Annotated in this window: 20 protein-coding genes; 14 read left to right on the top strand and 6 right to left on the bottom strand. The window is 62.4% G+C overall.

The genetic code is table 11. The features are described from left to right. Window positions 1–328: 328 nt before the first annotated feature. From ACS4RR_RS23935 to ACS4RR_RS23950, 4 genes are all read left to right on the top strand, one after another. Window positions 329–1,252 (top strand): sulfite exporter TauE/SafE family protein, encoded by a 924-nt coding sequence (locus ACS4RR_RS23935; protein ID WP_017966911.1) that lies wholly within the window; start codon window positions 329–331, stop codon window positions 1,250–1,252. Beyond that, complete coding sequence (locus ACS4RR_RS23940; RefSeq protein WP_017966910.1) at window positions 1,252–2,052, top strand: TIGR02186 family protein; 801 nt, start codon at window positions 1,252–1,254, stop codon at window positions 2,050–2,052. Before ACS4RR_RS23935 ends, ACS4RR_RS23940 begins: the two co-directional genes overlap by 1 nt. Before the next feature lie 212 nt (window positions 2,053–2,264). Beyond that, on the top strand, window positions 2,265–2,828 hold the full coding sequence (locus ACS4RR_RS23945) for a dihydrofolate reductase family protein (protein WP_456189504.1): 564 nt from the start codon (window positions 2,265–2,267) through the stop codon (window positions 2,826–2,828). 270 nt (window positions 2,829–3,098) lie between these two features. Then, window positions 3,099–3,680, top strand: coding sequence for a transglycosylase SLT domain-containing protein (locus ACS4RR_RS23950; RefSeq protein WP_456189505.1), 582 nt, complete (start codon window positions 3,099–3,101; stop codon window positions 3,678–3,680). Window positions 3,681–3,765: 85 nt separating this feature from the next. Here the strand turns inward: ACS4RR_RS23950 and pdeM are convergent, their stop codons facing one another. Both pdeM and ACS4RR_RS23960 read right to left on the bottom strand, forming a co-directional pair. Further along, the gene (gene pdeM / locus ACS4RR_RS23955; protein ID WP_311202883.1) at window positions 3,766–4,491 is read right to left on the bottom strand and encodes a ligase-associated DNA damage response endonuclease PdeM; all 726 of its coding nucleotides are present in this window, start codon (window positions 4,489–4,491) and stop codon (window positions 3,766–3,768) included. A gap of 72 nt (window positions 4,492–4,563) precedes the next feature. Next, window positions 4,564–7,074 (bottom strand): ligase-associated DNA damage response DEXH box helicase, encoded by a 2,511-nt coding sequence (locus tag ACS4RR_RS23960; RefSeq protein ID WP_260111094.1) that lies wholly within the window; start codon window positions 7,072–7,074, stop codon window positions 4,564–4,566. Between the two features lie 97 nt (window positions 7,075–7,171). Between ACS4RR_RS23960 and ACS4RR_RS23965 the strand changes: the two genes are divergently transcribed. Together ACS4RR_RS23965 and ACS4RR_RS23970 are read left to right on the top strand one after the other, a co-directional pair. Further along, a complete protein-coding gene (locus ACS4RR_RS23965) occupies window positions 7,172–7,672 on the top strand; it encodes an RrF2 family transcriptional regulator (RefSeq protein ID WP_222386699.1) in 501 nt (166 codons plus the stop codon). A 23-nt stretch (window positions 7,673–7,695) separates the two neighbouring features. Beyond that, on the top strand, window positions 7,696–8,157 hold the full coding sequence (locus ACS4RR_RS23970) for a carboxymuconolactone decarboxylase family protein (protein WP_088390120.1): 462 nt from the start codon (window positions 7,696–7,698) through the stop codon (window positions 8,155–8,157). A gap of 390 nt (window positions 8,158–8,547) precedes the next feature. Here the strand turns inward: ACS4RR_RS23970 and ACS4RR_RS23975 are convergent, their stop codons facing one another. Both ACS4RR_RS23975 and ACS4RR_RS23980 read right to left on the bottom strand, forming a co-directional pair. Then, the gene (locus ACS4RR_RS23975; protein ID WP_456189506.1) at window positions 8,548–9,183 is read right to left on the bottom strand and encodes a YitT family protein; all 636 of its coding nucleotides are present in this window, start codon (window positions 9,181–9,183) and stop codon (window positions 8,548–8,550) included. A 210-nt stretch (window positions 9,184–9,393) separates the two neighbouring features. Further along, window positions 9,394–10,326 (bottom strand): class I SAM-dependent DNA methyltransferase, encoded by a 933-nt coding sequence (locus ACS4RR_RS23980; protein WP_260297730.1) that lies wholly within the window; start codon window positions 10,324–10,326, stop codon window positions 9,394–9,396. Between the two features lie 251 nt (window positions 10,327–10,577). Here ACS4RR_RS23980 and ACS4RR_RS23985 point away from each other — a divergent pair, with 251 nt between their 5' ends. The 3 genes from ACS4RR_RS23985 to ACS4RR_RS23995 all read left to right on the top strand — a co-directional run bounded on the left by ACS4RR_RS23985 (window position 10,578) and on the right by ACS4RR_RS23995 (window position 12,775). Further along, complete coding sequence (locus ACS4RR_RS23985) at window positions 10,578–10,844, top strand: DUF6460 domain-containing protein (RefSeq protein WP_170263436.1); 267 nt, start codon at window positions 10,578–10,580, stop codon at window positions 10,842–10,844. A gap of 1 nt (window position 10,845) precedes the next feature. Beyond that, complete coding sequence (locus ACS4RR_RS23990; RefSeq protein ID WP_260297729.1) at window positions 10,846–11,343, top strand: CAP domain-containing protein; 498 nt, start codon at window positions 10,846–10,848, stop codon at window positions 11,341–11,343. Window positions 11,344–11,428: 85 nt separating this feature from the next. After that, complete coding sequence (locus ACS4RR_RS23995; protein ID WP_260297728.1) at window positions 11,429–12,775, top strand: MATE family efflux transporter; 1,347 nt, start codon at window positions 11,429–11,431, stop codon at window positions 12,773–12,775. Here the strand turns inward: ACS4RR_RS23995 and ACS4RR_RS24000 are convergent. Both ACS4RR_RS24000 and ACS4RR_RS24005 read right to left on the bottom strand, forming a co-directional pair. Then, a complete protein-coding gene (locus ACS4RR_RS24000; RefSeq protein ID WP_017966897.1) occupies window positions 12,751–13,839 on the bottom strand; it encodes a quinone-dependent dihydroorotate dehydrogenase in 1,089 nt (362 codons plus the stop codon). The two genes, ACS4RR_RS23995 and ACS4RR_RS24000, sit on opposite strands and share 25 nt — an antisense overlap. Then, a complete protein-coding gene (locus ACS4RR_RS24005; protein WP_222296416.1) occupies window positions 13,836–14,189 on the bottom strand; it encodes a DUF952 domain-containing protein in 354 nt (117 codons plus the stop codon). Before ACS4RR_RS24005 ends, ACS4RR_RS24000 begins: the two co-directional genes overlap by 4 nt. Window positions 14,190–14,302: 113 nt before the next feature. On the opposite strand from ACS4RR_RS24005, the gene ACS4RR_RS24010 reads away from it, so the two are divergent. The 5 genes from ACS4RR_RS24010 to ACS4RR_RS24030 all read left to right on the top strand — a co-directional run bounded on the left by ACS4RR_RS24010 (window position 14,303) and on the right by ACS4RR_RS24030 (window position 17,464). Further along, window positions 14,303–14,701, top strand: a complete 399-nt coding sequence (locus tag ACS4RR_RS24010) for a hypothetical protein (protein ID WP_017966895.1) — start codon at window positions 14,303–14,305, stop codon at window positions 14,699–14,701. A 92-nt stretch (window positions 14,702–14,793) separates the two neighbouring features. After that, window positions 14,794–15,441: a response regulator gene (locus tag ACS4RR_RS24015; protein ID WP_456189507.1), complete on the top strand. Its 648-nt coding sequence runs from the start codon at window positions 14,794–14,796 to the stop codon at window positions 15,439–15,441. A gap of 122 nt (window positions 15,442–15,563) precedes the next feature. Beyond that, window positions 15,564–16,226 carry a S24 family peptidase gene (locus ACS4RR_RS24020; RefSeq protein WP_170279293.1) on the top strand — a complete coding sequence of 221 codons (663 nt, stop codon included), beginning with the start codon at window positions 15,564–15,566 and terminating at the stop codon, window positions 16,224–16,226. A gap of 11 nt (window positions 16,227–16,237) precedes the next feature. After that, entirely contained in the window at window positions 16,238–16,948 is a 711-nt protein-coding gene (locus ACS4RR_RS24025) for a thermonuclease family protein (protein WP_407767460.1), read from the top strand. Window positions 16,949–17,050: 102 nt separating this feature from the next. Next, the gene (locus ACS4RR_RS24030; protein ID WP_260297725.1) at window positions 17,051–17,464 is read left to right on the top strand and encodes a tellurite resistance TerB family protein; all 414 of its coding nucleotides are present in this window, start codon (window positions 17,051–17,053) and stop codon (window positions 17,462–17,464) included.

Here is a 17,464-nt window from a genome sequence, read left to right on the forward strand (position 1 = left end):
GAGAGGGTTAGGGTGAGGGGCAGTCGTCGGCGCGAACTGAACGAGTCGGCCGATTTTGTCGGCAATCCGGCCTGGCGGCACTATGCCGCAAGGCTTTTTCCAATTTTGCCGCAGCCTGTCACAAAACCTGAAAAAAGCCGGATTATGCCCGGACATATCGATCCGCGCATCCGGCGAATCCTGTGCCACCGATCTCTCCGTCAATCTCTATGGCTAATCACGGGGCCGATCGAAAGCCTCTGGCAATGATTTCACCGTATGGTGCGCATTCGAACGGGGACGTGACAAGAAACCGCCCGGCAGGAGCGGTCATCATTCGGGGTCGGCTGTGACAATCTATCTGCCCATCGCAGAATTGTCGGTGAACATTTTCATCATTCTCGGCATGGGGGCGGCCGTCGGATTCCTGTCTGGAATGTTCGGCGTCGGCGGCGGTTTTCTGATCACCCCGCTGCTGATCTTCTACAACATCCCACCCGTCGTCGCGGTCGCGACCGGCGCCAACCAGGTTGTGGCATCGTCGATATCTGGCGCGATCACGCATTTCCGGCGCGGCTCGCTCGACGTCAAGCTCGGCACGGTGCTGCTGGTCGGCGGCCTTACGGGTGCGACGGTCGGCATCTGGATCTTCTCGCTGCTGCGCGCCATCGGCCAGCTCGATCTGATCATCTCGCTGATGTATGTCGTCTTCCTCGGCACCGTCGGCGGACTGATGCTGCTCGAAAGCATCAATGCCATGCGGCGGGCAGCGCGCAACGAGCCGCCCGCACCGCGCAAGCCCGGCCACCAGCATTGGGTGCACAAGCTGCCGCTGAAGGTGCGTTTCAAGAAATCGAAGATCTATCTCAGCGTCATTCCGATCGTCGCGCTCGGCTTTGCGATCGGCATCCTTACCTCGATTATGGGTGTCGGCGGCGGCTTCATCATGGTGCCGGCGATGATCTACCTGTTGCGCATCCCGACCAATGTCGTCGTCGGCACCTCGCTGTTCCAGATCATCTTCGTGACCGCCTATACGACAATCGTGCAGGCCGCGACGAACTTCTCCGTCGACATCGTGCTCGCCTTCATCCTGATGGTGGCGGGTGTCATCGGCGCGCAATATGGCGTGCGCGTCGGCCAGAAGCTGCGCGGCGAGCAGCTGCGCGCCCTGCTCGGCCTGCTGGTGCTCGCCGTCGGCCTGCGTCTGGCGATCGCGCTGGTGGTGGCGCCGGCCGACGTCTATTCGGTGGTGATGGGAGCGGGCAACTGATGCGCCTGGTTGTTTTCGTCATCGCGTTGTTTTGCCTGCTGCCGGCCTCTGCCGGAGCGCAGTGGCTGCCAGGGCAGGCAACGGAGGCGGTGCGTGAAGGGTTGGAAATCGGCACGTCGACCAGTGAAATCGCCATCACCTCGGATTTCCACGGCGCGGATCTGACCATTTTCGGGGCGCTCTCGAACACCGACCAGTTGCTGCTCGCCGTCGGCCAATATGACGTGGTCGTGGTGCTGGAAGGCCCGCGCGAGGATGCGACGGTTCGCAAGAAGGAACGCGTCTTCGGCATCTGGGTGAACACTCGCTCGATGACCTTCGAAGCGGTGCCGCATTCCTATTCGATGTCGAGTTCACGGATGATCGACGACATCGTGACGCCGCTTGACCTGACCGACCAGGAAATCGGCATCGATCACATTCCGCTCACGCCGGTCGGCTTCGTCGGCGACGGCAGTAATCTCGGCGAGTTCCGTGACGCCTTCCGGCGGCTGCAGCAGGGCGGCGGGCTCTACGACCGCAACCCAAGCGGCGTGCGGTTCGTTTCCTCCAACCTCTTCAAGGCGAGCCTGCGCTTGCCGGCGAACATTCCGAACGGCGTGCACAGCGTGCGCGCCTATCTGTTCAAGAGCGGTCTTTTCGTGGCTGAGAAGTCGCTGCCGCTGCGGGTCATCAAGACCGGCATCGAGCAGACGATCACCGATGCGGCGCATGATCAGCCGATCCTCTACGGCTGCGCGGCCGTGGCTCTAGCCGTGATCACCGGCTGGGGTGCCAGCCTGATCTTCCGCAAGGACTGATCTGCCGCCAAGGCTCGACGCTCCATTTCCTCTCGATTTCTTCTATCGATTTGAGTCCGGCGTCGAGCCCACTTTGCGGGAGCTGCTACGCGGATGTTTTGGCGGCAGCTCATCCATGCCTCCAAAAAACCGCTTGCATATTGCTATCAGTTTATTTAGCTTTCAACCAGTTGCCATACGCAATCGGTTGGCAATTCAGAAGGAGGAAGGAAATGAGGAAGCTTGTTGTCTGGAACCTGATGACGCTCGATGGTTATTTCGAAGGTACGAAGCCGTGGGATATCGACTTCCACAATCTCGCCTGGGGGCCTGAATTGCAGCGCTATGCCGAACAGTTCGGCAGGGAAGGCGACCTGCTGGTCTTCGGCCGCAAGACCTATGAGGGCATGGCCTCCTACTGGCCGACAGCCGAGGGCGAAGGTGAGATCAAAGCCTATATGAACGGCATCGCCAAGATCGCCGTGTCGCGGACGATCACCGAGCCCGGCTGGAACAATGCCCGCGTCGTCAGCGATCCGATCCCCGAATTGACGCGGCTGAAGCAGGAGGACGGCAAGACGATCTTCATCTTCGGCAGCGCCGAGCTTGCCGACAGCCTGCTGAAAGCAGGGCTTATCGACGAAATCAGGATTTGCCTGGTGCCGGTGATCCTCGGCGGCGGCAATCCGCTTTTCAAACGGGCAGAGGGCCAGGTGCCGCTGAAGCTCATCGAATCCTCGACGACGGAAGGCGGCGCGGTGATCCTGCGCTACGAGCCCACCGGCGGTCGTTTCTGATGGCTGCCCCTGACCCTAACCTGCCGGGGTCGAGCCACTCGTCTCGACCCGTCCTTCGGACCCCCGCAAAAAACGGGGAGAGGGGACGTGCCCTGCGAGAGGTGGCTGGGAACGGAGAGGGTGCGGCATATCCCCTTCGCCGCGTTTACGGGGAGAAGGTGCCGGCAGGCGGATGAGGGCTGGTGCCGGCTAGAGGAAGTTCGCATTCGACTAAAAACCGGTTTTTAACATTTACGAGTTAGTAATCTCTCGGAAACGAGAGGTTTTGTCATGCGTACTCGTATCGTTCTGACGGCCGTGGGTCTGGCGCTGCTTGCCGGCTGCGCCACGGCGCCGAAGCAGACGAGGAACATCTGTGCCGTCTTCGACGAGCGCGACGGGCTCTTCTCCAGCTGGCAGAGCGCCGCCCAGCGGACGGAGAAGAAGTACGGCGTGCCCGTGCCGATCCTGATGGCGACGATGTATACCGAATCCGGCTTCCAGCCCTATGCGCGGCCGCCGCGGACCAAGCTGTTCGGCTTCATTCCCTGGACCCGTCCATCGACGGCCTATGGCTATTCGCAGGCTCTCGACGGGACTTGGGATCACTATCAGTCGCAGATGGGGAACTGGACCGCGCGGCGGGCGAACTTCGCCGACGCGATCGATTTCATCGGTTGGTATCATTACCAGAACAGCGTGGAGACCGGCATTCCGCTGAACGATGCCTATAATCTCTATCTCGCCTATTATTCCGGGCCGACGGGATACAAACGCGGCGACTGGCGCTCGAACGGGCAATTGCAGCAGACAGCGCAGAAGTTTGCGCGGATGGCCGGGACGTATCAGCGGCAGTTGCAGGAGTGTGATTGAGTTTAGGTGGTGCCGTGCCAGCCCCCCTCTGCCCTGCCGGGCCCAGGGTCGAGGGGGCTTACGCGGCACATCGAGATAAAAAGCGCTACCCCCTCAAATTCCCATACCGCACCGAATAAATCCGATCTCGCCCCAACAGATGCGCCACCAGCGAAGCCTTGTCGAACAGGCCCTTCATCGCCTGGTGCCCGAGATCCAGACCGCCGCTCATGACGCCGAAGGCCGGCATCAGCAGGCGGGCGCCGTCGGTGGCAAAGCAGGGGCGGCGGACGGATTTTTCGCGGCGGCGGACAGTCGCCGACGGGTGCAGGTGGCCGGCGATTTCGCCGCTCTGCAAGCCGTTCTTCGGCTCGTGCCGAAAGGTCAGGCCGGCATAATGCATCTCGTCGGCAGATGTGCCCGGCAGATCGACGATGCCATCCGGATCATGGTTGCCATTGATCCAGATCCATTCGCGACCGCGCGCCATCTCGACGATCAGGGCGCGAAAATTCTCCGGCAGGTGCTTGGAACCGATGCGGTCGTGGAAATTATCGCCGAGCGAGATGACGAGCTTCGGATCATAACGCGATATGACGGCGGCAAGGACGGTCAGCGTCGCCAGCGTATCGTAAGGCGGCAGCATCATGCCGCGGCGCGCAAAGGCTGCGCCCTTTTCCAGATGCAGGTCGGAGACGACGAGCAGGCCGGTATCCGGCAGATAGAGGGCGCCGAGCGGATCGCAGAAGGCGGCAATGCCATGGACCGATGTCTCGATGCCCGGCATCACGGTCAGTCCTGATATGTCGCGCGCCAGCGCCAGGCGGTTCATCACGGTCGTCATTCCCAAATCGTCGTCAGGCCTAAATCATCGGACCCTAATTCTCACCAGATCCAATTCTCGTTAAGCGAGTGCTTCGGCGATCAGATCGTCCGCCGCTTCGGCGAGCAACGTGTCATGGGCCTCGCCCGGCACCGCCTCGCGTCCGATTTCCAGCATCACCGGCACGGCGAGTGGGGAAATATGGTCGAGGGCGCGGTGGGTGATGTGGCCCCTGATTCGTCTCAGCATATCGCCAAGACGGCCAATGTCCAAAAGTCCCGTCGCCGCATCCTGTCGCGTCGCCTGCAGGAGGATGTGATCCGGCTCGTGGCTGCGCAGCACGTCGTAGATCAGATCGGCGGAGACGGTGATCTGGCGGCCGCTCTTTTCCTTGCCCGGATGGCGGCGCTCGATCAAGCCTGCAATCACGGCGCAATTGCGGAAGGTGCGCTTCAACAGGAAGGATTCGTCCAGCCAGGCTTCGAGATCGTCTCCGAGCATGTCCTCGTCGAAAAGGTCGGAGAGATTGAGCCGGCCATTGCCGATCATCAGCCCCATATCCTCGAGGCCCCAGATGGCTAGGGAATAGTCGGTGGCGACGAAACCGAGCGGCTTGGCGCCGATCCGCTCCAGCCTGCGGGTCAGCAGCATGCCGAGCGTCTGGTGGGCGAGACGGCCTTCGAAGGGATAGGCGACCATATAGCCGCGGCTGCCGCGCGGGAAGGTTTCGATCAGAAACTCGTCGCGCTTCGGCAGCATCGACTTGTCGTTCTGCAGCGACAACCAGTCGCGCACCTGATCCGGCAGGCGGCGCCAGCGATCGGGATCGGCGATCATCGCCCGCACCTGCTCGGCGAGATAAGTCGATAGCGGAAACTTGCCGCCATTATAGGAGGGGATCTTCGGATCGAGCGAGAAGGCCTGCGACGCCAAGCATTCGTTTTCGCGGATGCCTTCGAAGCGCAGCACCTTGCCGGAAAAGAGGAAAGTATCGCCGGGCGACAATTGCTCGAGGAAATATTCCTCGACCTTCCCCAACGTGGCGCCGCCGCGGCCGATCCTGCCGCCCTCGCCGCGCTTGACCATGCGGATATTCAGCATCGGGCTTTCGACGATGGTGCCGAGGTTGAGGCGATATTGCTGGGCGACCGCCGGATTGGAGACGCGCCAGCGGCCCTCCGCGGTCTTGCGGATGCGGGCATAACGCTCGTAGGTCCGGAGCGCATAACCGCCGGTCGCGACGAAATCGACGATGCGCTCGAAGGTCTCCCAGCTCAGATCGGCATAGGGAGAGGCGCTGATGATTTCATCGTAAAGTTCCAGCATGTCGAAGGGTTCGGCGCAGGCCATGCCGAGCACATGCTGGGCGAGCACGTCGAGCGCGCCGCGGCCGACCGGCGGGGTGTCCTGCGCGCCGATATAATTGGCGTCGAGAGCTGCCTGGCATTCCATGACCTCGAAGCGGTTGGCCGGCACCAGGATCGCCTTCGACGGCTCGTCCATGCGGTGGTTGGCACGACCGATGCGCTGGGCAAGACGCGAGGCGCCCTTCGGCGCGCCGACATGGATGACGAGATCGACATCGCCCCAGTCGATGCCGAGATCGAGGGTGGAGGTGGCAACGACGGCGCGCAGCCGGTTTTCGGCCATCGCCGCCTCGACCTTGCGGCGCTGGCCGACATCGAGGGAGCCGTGATGAAGGGCGATCGGCAGGTTGTCGTCATTGATCGTCCAGAGTGCTTGGAAAAGCATTTCGGCCTGGCTGCGGGTGTTGACGAAGAGCAGCGTCGTGCGATGTTCGACAAGCTTGTTGTAGACATCCGGAATTGCATATCGGGCGGAATGGCCGGCCCAGGGAATGTGCTCTTCGGTCGACAGGATCGAGATATCGGGTTTGGCGCCGCCTTCGACGACGACGAGCCCGGCATGATGCTCCCGGCCCTCTTCCTGGCCGACCAGCCATTTCTGCAGATCCATGGGCTCGGCGACGGTGGCCGACAGGCCGATCGTCTGGAGACCGGGGGCAAGGCGGCGCAGGCGGGCAAGGCCGAGCGAAAGCATATGGCCTCGCTTGGAGGTGACCAGCGAATGCAGCTCGTCGAGGACAACATATTTCAGGTCTTTGAAGAAGCGCTCGGCCTCCCGGTTTGCCAGAAGCAGGGCGACCTGTTCCGGCGTGGTCAGCAGAATATCCGGCGGGTTGAGCTTCTGGCGCTGGCGCTTGGCATTCGGCGTGTCGCCGGTGCGGTTTTCTATCGTGACCGGCAGGCCCATCTCCTCGACCGGCTTCATCAGATTGCGCTCGATATCGATGGCAAGCGCCTTCAGCGGTGAGACATAGAGGGTGTGGATGCCGGTGAAGGCGGAGCCGGGCGGGATCTTGCCGCGACGGGTGAGATCGGTGAGCGAGGGCAGGAAACCGGCAAGCGTCTTGCCGGCGCCAGTCGGCGCAATCAGCAGCGTGCTTTCGCCGGCCTCGGCGCGGGCAAGCAGTTCCAGCTGATGGGCGCGTGGCCGCCAGCCCTTTTCCGCAAACCAGCGGGTAAAGGCAGCGGGAAGCAGGGCACGGGCTTCGGAATCGATCTGGTCCACGCCTGGAAGGTAGTGAAATGCGGGGGAAAAAGAAGAGCGATTGACAAAAGCAATAATCATGGATATTTTTTATCCATGACTTGAGGAGGCCACTTGAATGAAGATGGGCGACGGGGTCGAGCAGGCCATTCACAGCGTTGCGATGCTTTCCGGGCTCTCCGAAGGCGGCGTGCTTTCGGCGGCCGCTCTGGCGGAATTCCACGGCGTTTCGACGAGCTACCTGCTGAAGCATCTGCAGGCGCTGTCGGGCGCCGGCATCCTCGATACCGTACCGGGGCCGAAGGGCGGATATCGGCTGGCAAAGGCGGCGAAGGAAATTTCGCTGCTCGACATCGTGATCGCGGTCGAAGGGCCGGCGCCCGCCTTCCGCTGCGCCGAAATCCGCCAGCGCGGACCGAACCCGGTCTCCGATCGCTTCTTTGCCAAGCCCTGTAACATCAGCGCGGCGATGCTGAGAGCCGAACGGCTCTATCGGGCCGAACTTGCCAAGACGAGCATTGCGGATCTCGGCATCGAACTGAACGCTCTCGACGACGGATCGATCGCAGCTAGAGGCTGCGCTTTCCTTGAAATCCATGAACGCAAGACGGCTCGTTGAGCCACCAACAAAGGAGAAACACCATGCAACCACGTTTCAACTTCGCCAAAGCCGCTCCCGATGCCTACAAGGCGGTCGCCGCGCTCGAGCAATATGTCCAGTCCTCCGGGCTGGAGCGCCGCTTCATCCACCTGATCAAGCTGCGCGCCTCGCAGATCAATGGCTGTGCCTATTGCGTCGACATGCATGTGAAGGAAGCCCGCCATGATGGGCTCTCCGAACAATGGATCAACCTGATGTGCGTCTGGCGGGAATCGCCGGTCTATGACGCCCGCGAACGGGCGCTGCTCGGCTGGGTTGACGCAGTGACCAATATCGCCAAAACAGGCGCGCCTGATGCCGACTACGAGACGCTGAAGGCGCATTTTTCCGAAGAGGAAATGACAAAGATTACGGTGGCGATCGGCGCCATCAACATCTGGAACCGGCTTGCCGTCGGCTTCCGCTCACAGCATCCGATTGATGCGGTAACGAAGGCCGCCTGATCGATATCAGCTTACAGGGAATTCATCCTGGCAACCGACCCGAAAATCTCGGGTCGGTCGAATATCGGATCACTCGTGATCCCGAGTGACGCGTACGGCAACGGCGTCAAACCGATTGCCCGAGAGGTCCATGCTGTTGAATATGTCTCGGACGACTTTCGCAATTTCTTCTGCGGAAGCGCCCTTGGCGCGTTCTTCCTGCATACGGCGTCTCACAAGCTTTTCCAAATCTGACATAGTTCACCTCATCAAATCCGGCGCGAGCAGAGTTTGGCGCCGAGACCGATCACAGGCAAGTTACGTTTTGTTTAGAATGGCTTACCGATTTGTAACGTTAGAGCATGTCGCGCAAAAGTGTGCGGCGGTTTTGCGACAACGACATGCGTAAAACTAAAGCGCGATGTAACGGTCGGCGCGGTGGTTGATGGCGACGAAGAGGTTGAGGACGACGGCGCCGAGCACCGAATAGAAGACGACAGGCGGCGTGGTGACGAAGAAGGCGGCGGCGAGCACGCACATGTCGATGGCGAGCTGAACGAGGCCGGCGCGGATGCCGAAACGCTCCTGCAGGTAGATGCCGAGAATGCCGACACCGCCAAGGCTGGCGCGGTGGCGATAAAGCGCCAGCAGGCCGAAGCCCAGCAGCAGGCCGCCGAGAAGGGCCGCCCAGGCCGGATGAATGTTCGAAATGGACAGGAAGCGCGACTGCACATCGGCAAGCACCGAGGTCAGGCCGATGGCGATGAAGGTCTTGATGGTGAAGGCCATGCCGAGGCGCTTCCAGGAGAGATAGAAGAATGGCAGGTTGAGCAGGAAGAAGGCGAGGCCGAAATTGACGCCGAAGGCATAATGCAGGAGGAAAGCCACGCCGGCCGTGCTGCCAGTGAGGAGGCCGGCGCTGGCGAGCACGTAGAGGCCGAGAGCGGCGACGAGACTGCCGGAGAATATGCCCTGCACGTCTTCGATCGGGGTGTGGCGCGTCGCAGTCGTATTCCAGAAGCCAAGGTCATTGATGAGCTGTGTCATGTCGCCAGTCTCCACGCCAGACGAGTTGAAGAACGCGCTTGGGAAGGCCCGAGCGCGACGGAATTTGGGATTATGAAAGGAGCCCGAGCGCCGCGGCGTTCATTGCCGGGCTCTCTGCCGATGCGGTGCAGTATCGGGTTTTTCGGTCGCTCGATCAAGCGAAATAGGTAAGCAATGCTGACCTATTAAAAAATCGCAAGAAGTGTTCGCTCACGCGGGCTTCTGCGCAAGGAACAGAATGCCGGAAACGGGTTTTCCGCCATCTTTGCGAATGACCGACTTGTCAATCTTGAGGATTTGGAAGCCGTGACGGGCAAGAAGCATCCTGACATAGCTTTCCGAATGGGCGTAGCGCAGCGACGGGGCGAGATGAAAGCCCTCGCCGTCCCCTGCATCCTCGACGGAAAAGGCGATATCGGCGCCTGGTGCAGCGAGCTCTCCAACGATGGCAAAGACGCTTTCGAGATTGCCGAGATACATCAGCACATCGGCTGCCGTCACCAGGTCGGCGCGATGGCGCGCGGCATCCACGAAGAGGCCGGAAAGATCGGACGCAAGCGAGAGATCGGCCTGGGCGAGACTGTCATAGACCCGTTTCTCGCCGGCCTTCGCCAGCATGTTCTGCGAAAGATCGAAGCCTTCGAGGCGACCGGCACGGCTACGGATCTCCGGACCGAGCAGGCCTGTGCCGCAGCCGAGATCGACGGCCAGTTCGTAGCGCCTGCCGGTGGAGGCGATGAGCGCGGCCAGTTGCTGCGGGACGTTGTAGTCGAGTTTATCGACAAGTGCTGATTCGAACCGGTCGGCATAGTCGTCGAAGAGGCGCTCGACATAGCGGCTCGGCGGCAGGTCGGGCGTGGCCGCATCGCCGAGAAGGGCGAGCTTGAGGGCGGCGCCGAAAATGTCTTCAGGATCGAGGGCAAGCGTCCTGCGATAGGCCTCGATCGCGGCTTCACCCCTGCCCGCCTTTTCCAGATAGGTGGCCAGGCGATACCAGCCAGCCGCCCAGGCGGGCACGAGTTCGATGGCCTGCTCCATCAGCTCGGCAGCCGCTTCCGGCTCGCTGCCTTCCTCGAGCATCCTGGCATAATCGGCGCGGCGGTCGGCAATGACATCGCCGGAGGAAAGCTGGTGGGGCTGCATCAATGGACCTTATTGGCTACAGCATCCTTTGCGCGTCTTTTCAGAGACGCAAAGAATGCTGTAGCTCTTTGTTTTATGCATGTCGTTTTCCCGGAACCGCTGCACACTTCCGGGCGACATGCACCGGCCCGCATTTGGCGGCGGCCACAAAAAAACTCAAGTCCTATTTCAGAGGCGAGGCGGCCAATTCCGGAAAGGACTTGCGGGCAACGCGCCGCGACCTTATTCCAAGGGCAAACAGGAGATGGCTTATGTCCGATCAGGCGAACAGGTTCCTCGGCGATTCAATCGGCCGCACATTGATAAAGCTTATCGTGGTGTCGCTGATCGTCGGTTTCGTCATGACCGTCTTTGGCCTGACGCCATGGGGCATCATCTACGGTATACGCGATTTCATCCTGGAGATCTGGTATCGGGGCTTCTCGGCCCTCGGGCGCGTTGGCGACTATCTCATCCTCGGCGCAACGATTGTCATCCCGCTCTTCATCATCCTTCGTCTTTTCAACTACCGCCGGTAACATGACATCCATCGATCTTTCCAGACGCAGCCTGTTGCGCCTTTCCGGACTTGCGCTCGCCGCCGGCATCGCCGGCTGCACCACGACCCCGCGAATCGCTGGGACGCCTTCCGACGGCGAGGACGAGACGGCGAGCGTGCTGCCGCTCGTCAACCAGCTCAGGGCCAAAAACGGCCTGCCGCCGCTTACCGTCGATCCGGCGGCGAGCACTGCAGCCTTGTTCCAGGCGAAACGCATGGCGAGCGCCGGCAAGATGGCGCATCTGATGGGCATGACCGACAGCTTCGGTGCGCGCGTCAAGGCGAGCGGCGTGCGGCTGCCGGCGGCTGAGAATATCGCCGCCGGCCAGCAAAGCGTCGATGCCGTGTTGACGGCCTGGATCAACTCGCCGCATCACCTGGAAAACATGCTCGGTCGTTATGACGGTCTTGGCGTTGCCGTCGCCCATAATACATCTTCCAGGAACCTGCCCTATTGGGCCATGGTGCTTTCCAGCTGAGGTGATTCCGCCTGCAGCAGTTCAAGTGATGCAGCGTCTGTTGCGCGTCTGAAACGACGCGTGGCGCTGCCGCGACGAGGCCGGCATGGATACACGCAGCAATCACAACGCGCTTGCGTTCGACGTGACGCACCGGCTGGTGCTGTCGATCGCCATTCCGATGACGCTGGGGTTCATGACGACGCCGCTGCTCGGGCTGACGAACACCGCCGTCGTCGGCCGCATGGGCAATGCGGAGGCGCTGGCAGGGCTGGCGATCGGCGCGATGCTCTTCGATCTGATCCTCGGCAGCTTCAACTTCCTGCGCGCGTCGACGACCGGGCTGACGGCGCAGGCCTATGGCCGGCGCGACCAGCACGGGCAGCAGGCAGTGTTCTCCCGGGCGATAATTTCGGCGCTCGGCTGTGGACTGGCGCTGCTCGGTCTTTCGCCGCTGCTGATGGCGGCGGGGTTGAGGCTGATGGGGGCGGAAGGCGCGATCGCCGAGGCGACCAGCACCTATTTTTCGATCCGCATGCTGGCAGCACCGGCGGCGCTGGCGAATTATGCCATCCTGGGGTTCGTGCTCGGGCGCGGACAGGGCAATATCGGACTGCTGCTGCAGGCTGTTATCAACGGCATCAACATCCTGCTTTCCATCTATCTTGGCCTGACGCTCGACTGGGGCGTGGCGGGGGTTGCCTGGGGCACGATGGCCGGCGAAACGGTCGGCGCGCTCGCCGGGCTAGCCATTGTGCTGCGAGGCTTCGGCAAGGCAGCGCGGCCGGCATGGGCGGAGATCTTTTCCCGGCACCGGCTGGCCGAGCTTTTCGCGCTCAACCGCGACATCCTGATCCGCACCTTCGTGCTGATCGGCGCCTTCACCATCATGACGCGGATCGGCACCAGCTTCGGCGCGGTGACGCTTGCCGCCAATGCCGTGGTGATGAATTTCTTTCTGCTGTCGGGCTATTATCTCGACGGGCTTGCCAATGCCGCCGAACAGATCATCGGCCGGGCGATCGGCGCGCATTACCGGCCGGCCTTCGACCGTGGGCTGAAGCTCACGATCTTGTGGTCCTTCGGGCTGGCGGCTGTTGGCTCCGCCTTCTTCTTCCTCGCCGGTCCCTGGCTGATCTCGGTGCTGACGACCTCACCGGAGGTGCGGCAGGCGGCTGAAATCTATCTGCCCTGGGCGGCGGTGACGGGACTGACCGGAGCGCTCGCCTTCCTGATGGACGGGGTCTTCATCGGCGCCACGTGGTCGGTCGACATGCGCAACCGGATGCTGATCTCTTTTGCCGGCTATCTCGTGATGCTCGCGGTCTTCGTGCCGCTCTTCGGCAACCACGGCCTGTGGCTGGCGATGAACGCCTTCCTGCTCTTCCGCGGGTTCTTCCTGGCGACGCTGGTGAAGCGGCGGGCCGATCAGACCTTTCGCGCCGCCCAATAATCCAGCCGGGTGTCGCGCAAGTCGCGGATCGAGGCGGCCTTCTCGCGGTCCAGGAGTTTCGAGAGGCCGCGGACGATATCGCCGGCCAAGCCGGGGCCTTCATACACCATGCAGGAGTAGAGCTGGACCAGATCGGCACCCGCCCTGATCTTCTCGAGCGCGGTTTCGGCCGAGGAGACGCCGCCGACGCCGATGATCGGCAGATCAGGGCCGACACGCTTGCGCATCCTGGCGAGCACCGCCGTCGACTTTTCGAACAGCGGTACGCCGGAAAGGCCGCCCGCCTCCTTCGCCTGGCGCTGATCCTTGAGGCCGTCGCGCGACAGCGTGGTGTTGGAAACGATCAGGCCATCCAGCGCATGCGAGAGCGCCTCGGCAGCGATATCGTCCATACCTTCCTCGGTCAGATCAGGGGCGATCTTCAGAAAGACCGGGATCTTCCGGCCGGAAGTCGCTGCCATCTCGTCGCGCGCCGCAAGCACTGATGATAACAGCACCGCCAAGCTTTCGCGCCCCTGCAGGTCGCGCAGGCCGGGCGTGTTCGGCGATGAGATGTTGGCGGTGAAATAGCGCGCGACGGAATAAAAACGGCGGATGCCGGCGACATAGTCGGCGATGCGGTCCTCGCTATCCTTGTTGGCGCCGATGTTGACGCCGATCATGCCACCGCCCCCTAGCGCGGCGAGGCGCCCGAAGGCGGCATCATGGCCTTCATTGTTGAAGCCGAGACGGTTGATGACGCCTTCATCCTCCACCAGGCGGAAGATGCGCGGCCGCGGATTGCCGGATTGCGGCTTCGGCGTCACCGTGCCGATCTCGGTAAAGCCGAAACCGAGCTTCAACAGCGCCTCCGGCACTTCGGCATTCTTGTCGTAGCCGGCGGCCATGCCGAGCGGATTTTCGAAGGTAAGGCCAGCAACGGTCTGGCGCAGGCGCGGATCGGGCGTCAGCTGGCAAGCGGGCACGAGGCCGGATTTCAAGGCGGCGATCGACATGCCGTGCGCCGTTTCCGGATCGAACAGGAAGAGACCCTTGCGGGCGAGACGCTTGAGGGGATCGATCATGACTGCAGCTCCGGAAAGACATGGGCCCCAGCTTCGTCGAGCGGCAGCGGCGCCTCCCAGAGCACGGCGGCCAGCGGCAGATCGGCGTAGAGATGCGGGAAGAGATCGCCGCCGCGCGAGGGTTCGAAGACCAGCTTGTCACCGAGGCCGCTGCCATCGACGGCAATCAGCAGCAGGCCGGACTGGCCGGCAAAATGCAAGGCGGCAGTTTGCTTCACCTGCTCCGCTGTCGAGAAATGGATGAAGCCATCCTTGAGATCAATGCCGGCGCCATGAAAAGTGCCGGTTTGTCTGGCTTGCTGCCAGAGCGTTTCCGTCACGATCTTGTAAAGGGTCGGTGTCAGGGTCATCATGGCCTCACGATAGGCTGTTCCTTGGTCACGAGGGCTTTGCAGGAAAGAGGCGGCGATGTCCACGCCCCGGCGCCGAAAAACGGGACCGCCAAAATCCGGAGGATAAGAAGATGAAGGCATTCGTTATCACGCTTGGCGTTTTTCTGATGCCATTGGCGGCCGCGGCCGTCGAAACCGATGCGGGCCGCTTCCAGCTGGAGAAGAGCGGTGACCATTTCGTCCGGCTCGACCGGCAGACCGGGGCCATGTCGATCTGCCAGGACAAGGACGGCGCCCTCGTCTGCCGGATGGCCGCCGACGAGCGGGCGGCCTATGAGGACGAACTCGACCGGCTGTCAAAGCGGGTGACGGCACTCGAACAGGGCGGTGTGATCCAGCGTGCGCTGCCGAGCGATGCCGAGGTCGACCGTTCGATCAGCATCATGGAGCGGATGATGAAGAGTTTCATGGGGATGGTGAAGGAGTTCCAGGCCGAGGAAAACACCAATCCCCTTCCGCAGAAGACCTGATCTGATATAGTCGGTATGAGCAAGCCGGCATGCAACGCGGAGGGATGGCGTCGCATGCAAGGCATGATCGGGCTCTTGGGAGGGAGTTTTCGATGCAGGAACACACCATCATCATTGCGGACGATCACCCGCTTTTCCGTGACGCGCTGCGCCAGGCGGTGATCGGCATGGAAGGCCGGCAATCGATCGTCGAGGCCGGCGATTTCGCCGCCGCGCGCCGGGCCGCCGGCGCCCATGCGGATGCCGACCTGATGCTACTCGACCTCGCCATGCCCGGGGTCAGCGGCTTTTCCGGCCTGATGGCGCTGCGCTCCGAATTCGCCAGCCTGCCGATCGTCATCGTCTCGGCGACCGACGACGCGACGACCATCCGCCGGGCGCTGGAACTCGGTGCTTCTGGCTTCATTTCGAAATCCTCCGGCATCGACGACATCCGCCGCAGCATCCAGACGGTGCTTGCCGGCGACATTGCCACGCCCGAGAGCTATCGCGACGGCCAAAAGCAAGATCCCGATGTCGCCGACCTGATCCACCGCCTGCATACGCTGACGCCGCAGCAGAGCCGGGTGCTGACCATGCTCGGCGAAGGGCTGCTGAACAAGCAGATCGCCTACGAACTCGGCGTCTCCGAGGCGACCATCAAGGCGCATGTCTCGGCGATCCTGTTGAAACTCGATGTCGACAGCCGGACGCAGGCGGTCATCCAGCTCGGCAAGATCAATATGGCGATGGTCGCCTGAGCGATACATTTCCCTTTGGAAACAGGATTTTATTCCTCTTTCATCTTTACTCAGGCGGCACGGTCGATTAATATTCCGCCGGGTTGAAGCGCGGCGTTGAATGAGCCGCGACGGAATCGCGCATGCTGTCACACAACCAGATCTGGGAAGCGCTCGACAGGCTTGCCGAACGGCACGAGCTGACGCCATCCGGACTTGCGCGGCGCGCGGGGCTCGACCCGACCTCCTTCAACAAATCGAAACGCCTTTCCGCCGATGGACGGCTGCGCTGGCCCTCGACGGAATCGATCGCCAAGGTGCTCGACGCCACAGGCGCGAGCATGGAGCAGTTTCTGGCCTTCATGCGGCCGGACGGTGCTTTCGGACGGCAGGAAGGCGCATTTCCCCAGCGAGGCAACTCCATTCCGCTGCTCGGCTTCGCTCAAGCCGGCGCCGGCGGCTTCTTCGACGATGGCGGCTTTCCAGCCGGCCAGGGCTGGGACGTGGTGGAATTTCCGGCAGCCCCGGCACGGAAGGCCGGTGTCTATGCGCTGGAGGTGCAGGGCGAAAGCATGATGCCGCTCTACCGCGACGGCGACGTGCTGATCGTCGAACCGGGGGCACAGGTGCGCCGCAACGACCGCGTCGTCGTGCGCACAAACGAGGGCGAGGTGATGGCCAAGGTGCTGCTGCGCCAGAGCCCGCGGTCGATCGAGTTGATGTCGCTCAATCCCGAACATCCCAACCGCACCTTCGAGCTTTCCGACGTCGACTGGATCGCCCGCATCATCTGGGCCAGTCAATAGGAAGATATTCCATGCGCCCTGCCGCCTTCATCACAGGTATCACCGGGATGCTAGTGGTGGTCGGCCTGCTGATGGCGGGCGAAGCAAGGCTTGGCGGCGGCACTGCCGGCGACGCAAGGGCGTCCGCAGAGGCGACCGCGACCGCACCGGCGGATGCGGCCCCCGAAGCCGGCGAACCCGCGGCGATGTCGGACGAGCGTGCCGAAATGATTGCTCGCTCAGCAGAACCGGCCGCCCCACCCGCTTCGAGACCAAGCGAAAGCGCGGCAGCCAAATCCGCCGATGTCACTCAGCAAGCGCAGACCGCCACCCAGCAAGCGGCAAGTCCTGCCGCGAAAAAGGCGATGGAGCTGGCGCGGCCGGCGGTCGACAATGCAGGCATGCTTTCCTTTGGCGAGCGCAGGCTTCAGCTTGCCGGCATCGTGCCGACGCCGGTCGATAGGATATGCGGACCGGTGGGCCGGCAGTGGCCCTGCGGCATGATGGCGAAAACGGCGCTGCGCCTGCTGTTGCGCAATCGCAGCGTCACCTGCGATCTCGACACCGTGGAATGGAAGGAAACACTAACGGCTGCCTGCCGGCTCGGCGCAGAGGATCTCGGCGCATGGCTCGCCGAAAACGGCTGGGCGGAAGCCGCAGTGGGTTCGCCGCTTGCGGCTGCCGCCGAAAAGGCCAGGCAGGCAGGAAAAGGCCTTTACGGCGACGATCCACGCCGCAAATAAACCGGCAGCCTTGGCAAGCGTTCGGACAGCCCGGATCGGGCCGATCCCTTGTAATGGCTGTCGCCAGTTCCTAATCTGGGCTGATCGAAAAAGGAATCAGAGATGAACAAGCCGCTTTCTGCTCATGACGCGCTGATCTACGTGATGGTGATGGCATCCGCCGTCGACAGCACGATGAACGACAGGGAGTTGGAGAGGATCGGCCAACTGATCGGATTCCTGCCTGTTTTCCAGGATTTCGATGACCACAAGCTGATTGCGGTGGCGCGCGACTGCGCCGCGCTGCTCGCCGGGCCGGAAGGTCTCGACGTCGTGCTCGAAACCGTGCGCGACACGCTGCCCGCGAAACTCTACGACACGGCCTATGCGCTGGCCGTTGAGGTGGCATCCGCCGATCTCTCGGTCAAGGCGGAGGAGTTGCGTCTGCTCAGCCTGCTGCGCGACCGGCTCGGTCTCGACAAGCTCACCTGCGCGGCGATCGAGCGGAGCGCCATTGCCCGGTTCCGCAAGGGCTGA

The organism is Rhizobium zaerense (genome assembly GCF_051810725.1).
In the GTDB taxonomy this organism is placed as follows: domain Bacteria; phylum Pseudomonadota; class Alphaproteobacteria; order Rhizobiales; family Rhizobiaceae; genus Rhizobium; species Rhizobium leguminosarum_I.

Excerpts from the sequence above, each read along its gene's own strand:
- ACS4RR_RS23945 (WP_456189504.1), top strand. The coding sequence starts at position 2,265 with ATGAGGAAGCTTGTTGTCTGGAACCTGATGACGCTCGATGGTTATTTC.
- ACS4RR_RS24025 (WP_407767460.1), top strand. The coding sequence starts at position 16,238 with ATGCGCCCTGCCGCCTTCATCACAGGTATCACCGGGATGCTAGTGGTG.
- ACS4RR_RS23970 (WP_088390120.1), top strand. The coding sequence starts at position 7,696 with ATGCAACCACGTTTCAACTTCGCCAAAGCCGCTCCCGATGCCTACAAG.
- ACS4RR_RS23995 (WP_260297728.1), top strand. The coding sequence starts at position 11,429 with ATGGATACACGCAGCAATCACAACGCGCTTGCGTTCGACGTGACGCAC.
- ACS4RR_RS24015 (WP_456189507.1), top strand. The coding sequence starts at position 14,794 with ATGCAGGAACACACCATCATCATTGCGGACGATCACCCGCTTTTCCGT.
- ACS4RR_RS23980 (WP_260297730.1), bottom strand. The coding sequence starts at position 10,326 with ATGCAGCCCCACCAGCTTTCCTCCGGCGATGTCATTGCCGACCGCCGC.
- ACS4RR_RS23985 (WP_170263436.1), top strand. The coding sequence starts at position 10,578 with ATGTCCGATCAGGCGAACAGGTTCCTCGGCGATTCAATCGGCCGCACA.
- ACS4RR_RS23975 (WP_456189506.1), bottom strand. The coding sequence starts at position 9,183 with ATGACACAGCTCATCAATGACCTTGGCTTCTGGAATACGACTGCGACG.
- ACS4RR_RS24030 (WP_260297725.1), top strand. The coding sequence starts at position 17,051 with ATGAACAAGCCGCTTTCTGCTCATGACGCGCTGATCTACGTGATGGTG.
- ACS4RR_RS24020 (WP_170279293.1), top strand. The coding sequence starts at position 15,564 with ATGCTGTCACACAACCAGATCTGGGAAGCGCTCGACAGGCTTGCCGAA.
- ACS4RR_RS24005 (WP_222296416.1), bottom strand. The coding sequence starts at position 14,189 with ATGACCCTGACACCGACCCTTTACAAGATCGTGACGGAAACGCTCTGG.
- ACS4RR_RS24000 (WP_017966897.1), bottom strand. The coding sequence starts at position 13,839 with ATGATCGATCCCCTCAAGCGTCTCGCCCGCAAGGGTCTCTTCCTGTTC.
- ACS4RR_RS23940 (WP_017966910.1), top strand. The coding sequence starts at position 1,252 with ATGCGCCTGGTTGTTTTCGTCATCGCGTTGTTTTGCCTGCTGCCGGCC.
- pdeM (WP_311202883.1), bottom strand. The coding sequence starts at position 4,491 with ATGAACCGCCTGGCGCTGGCGCGCGACATATCAGGACTGACCGTGATG.
- ACS4RR_RS23950 (WP_456189505.1), top strand. The coding sequence starts at position 3,099 with ATGCGTACTCGTATCGTTCTGACGGCCGTGGGTCTGGCGCTGCTTGCC.
- ACS4RR_RS23990 (WP_260297729.1), top strand. The coding sequence starts at position 10,846 with ATGACATCCATCGATCTTTCCAGACGCAGCCTGTTGCGCCTTTCCGGA.
- ACS4RR_RS23965 (WP_222386699.1), top strand. The coding sequence starts at position 7,172 with ATGAAGATGGGCGACGGGGTCGAGCAGGCCATTCACAGCGTTGCGATG.
- ACS4RR_RS24010 (WP_017966895.1), top strand. The coding sequence starts at position 14,303 with ATGAAGGCATTCGTTATCACGCTTGGCGTTTTTCTGATGCCATTGGCG.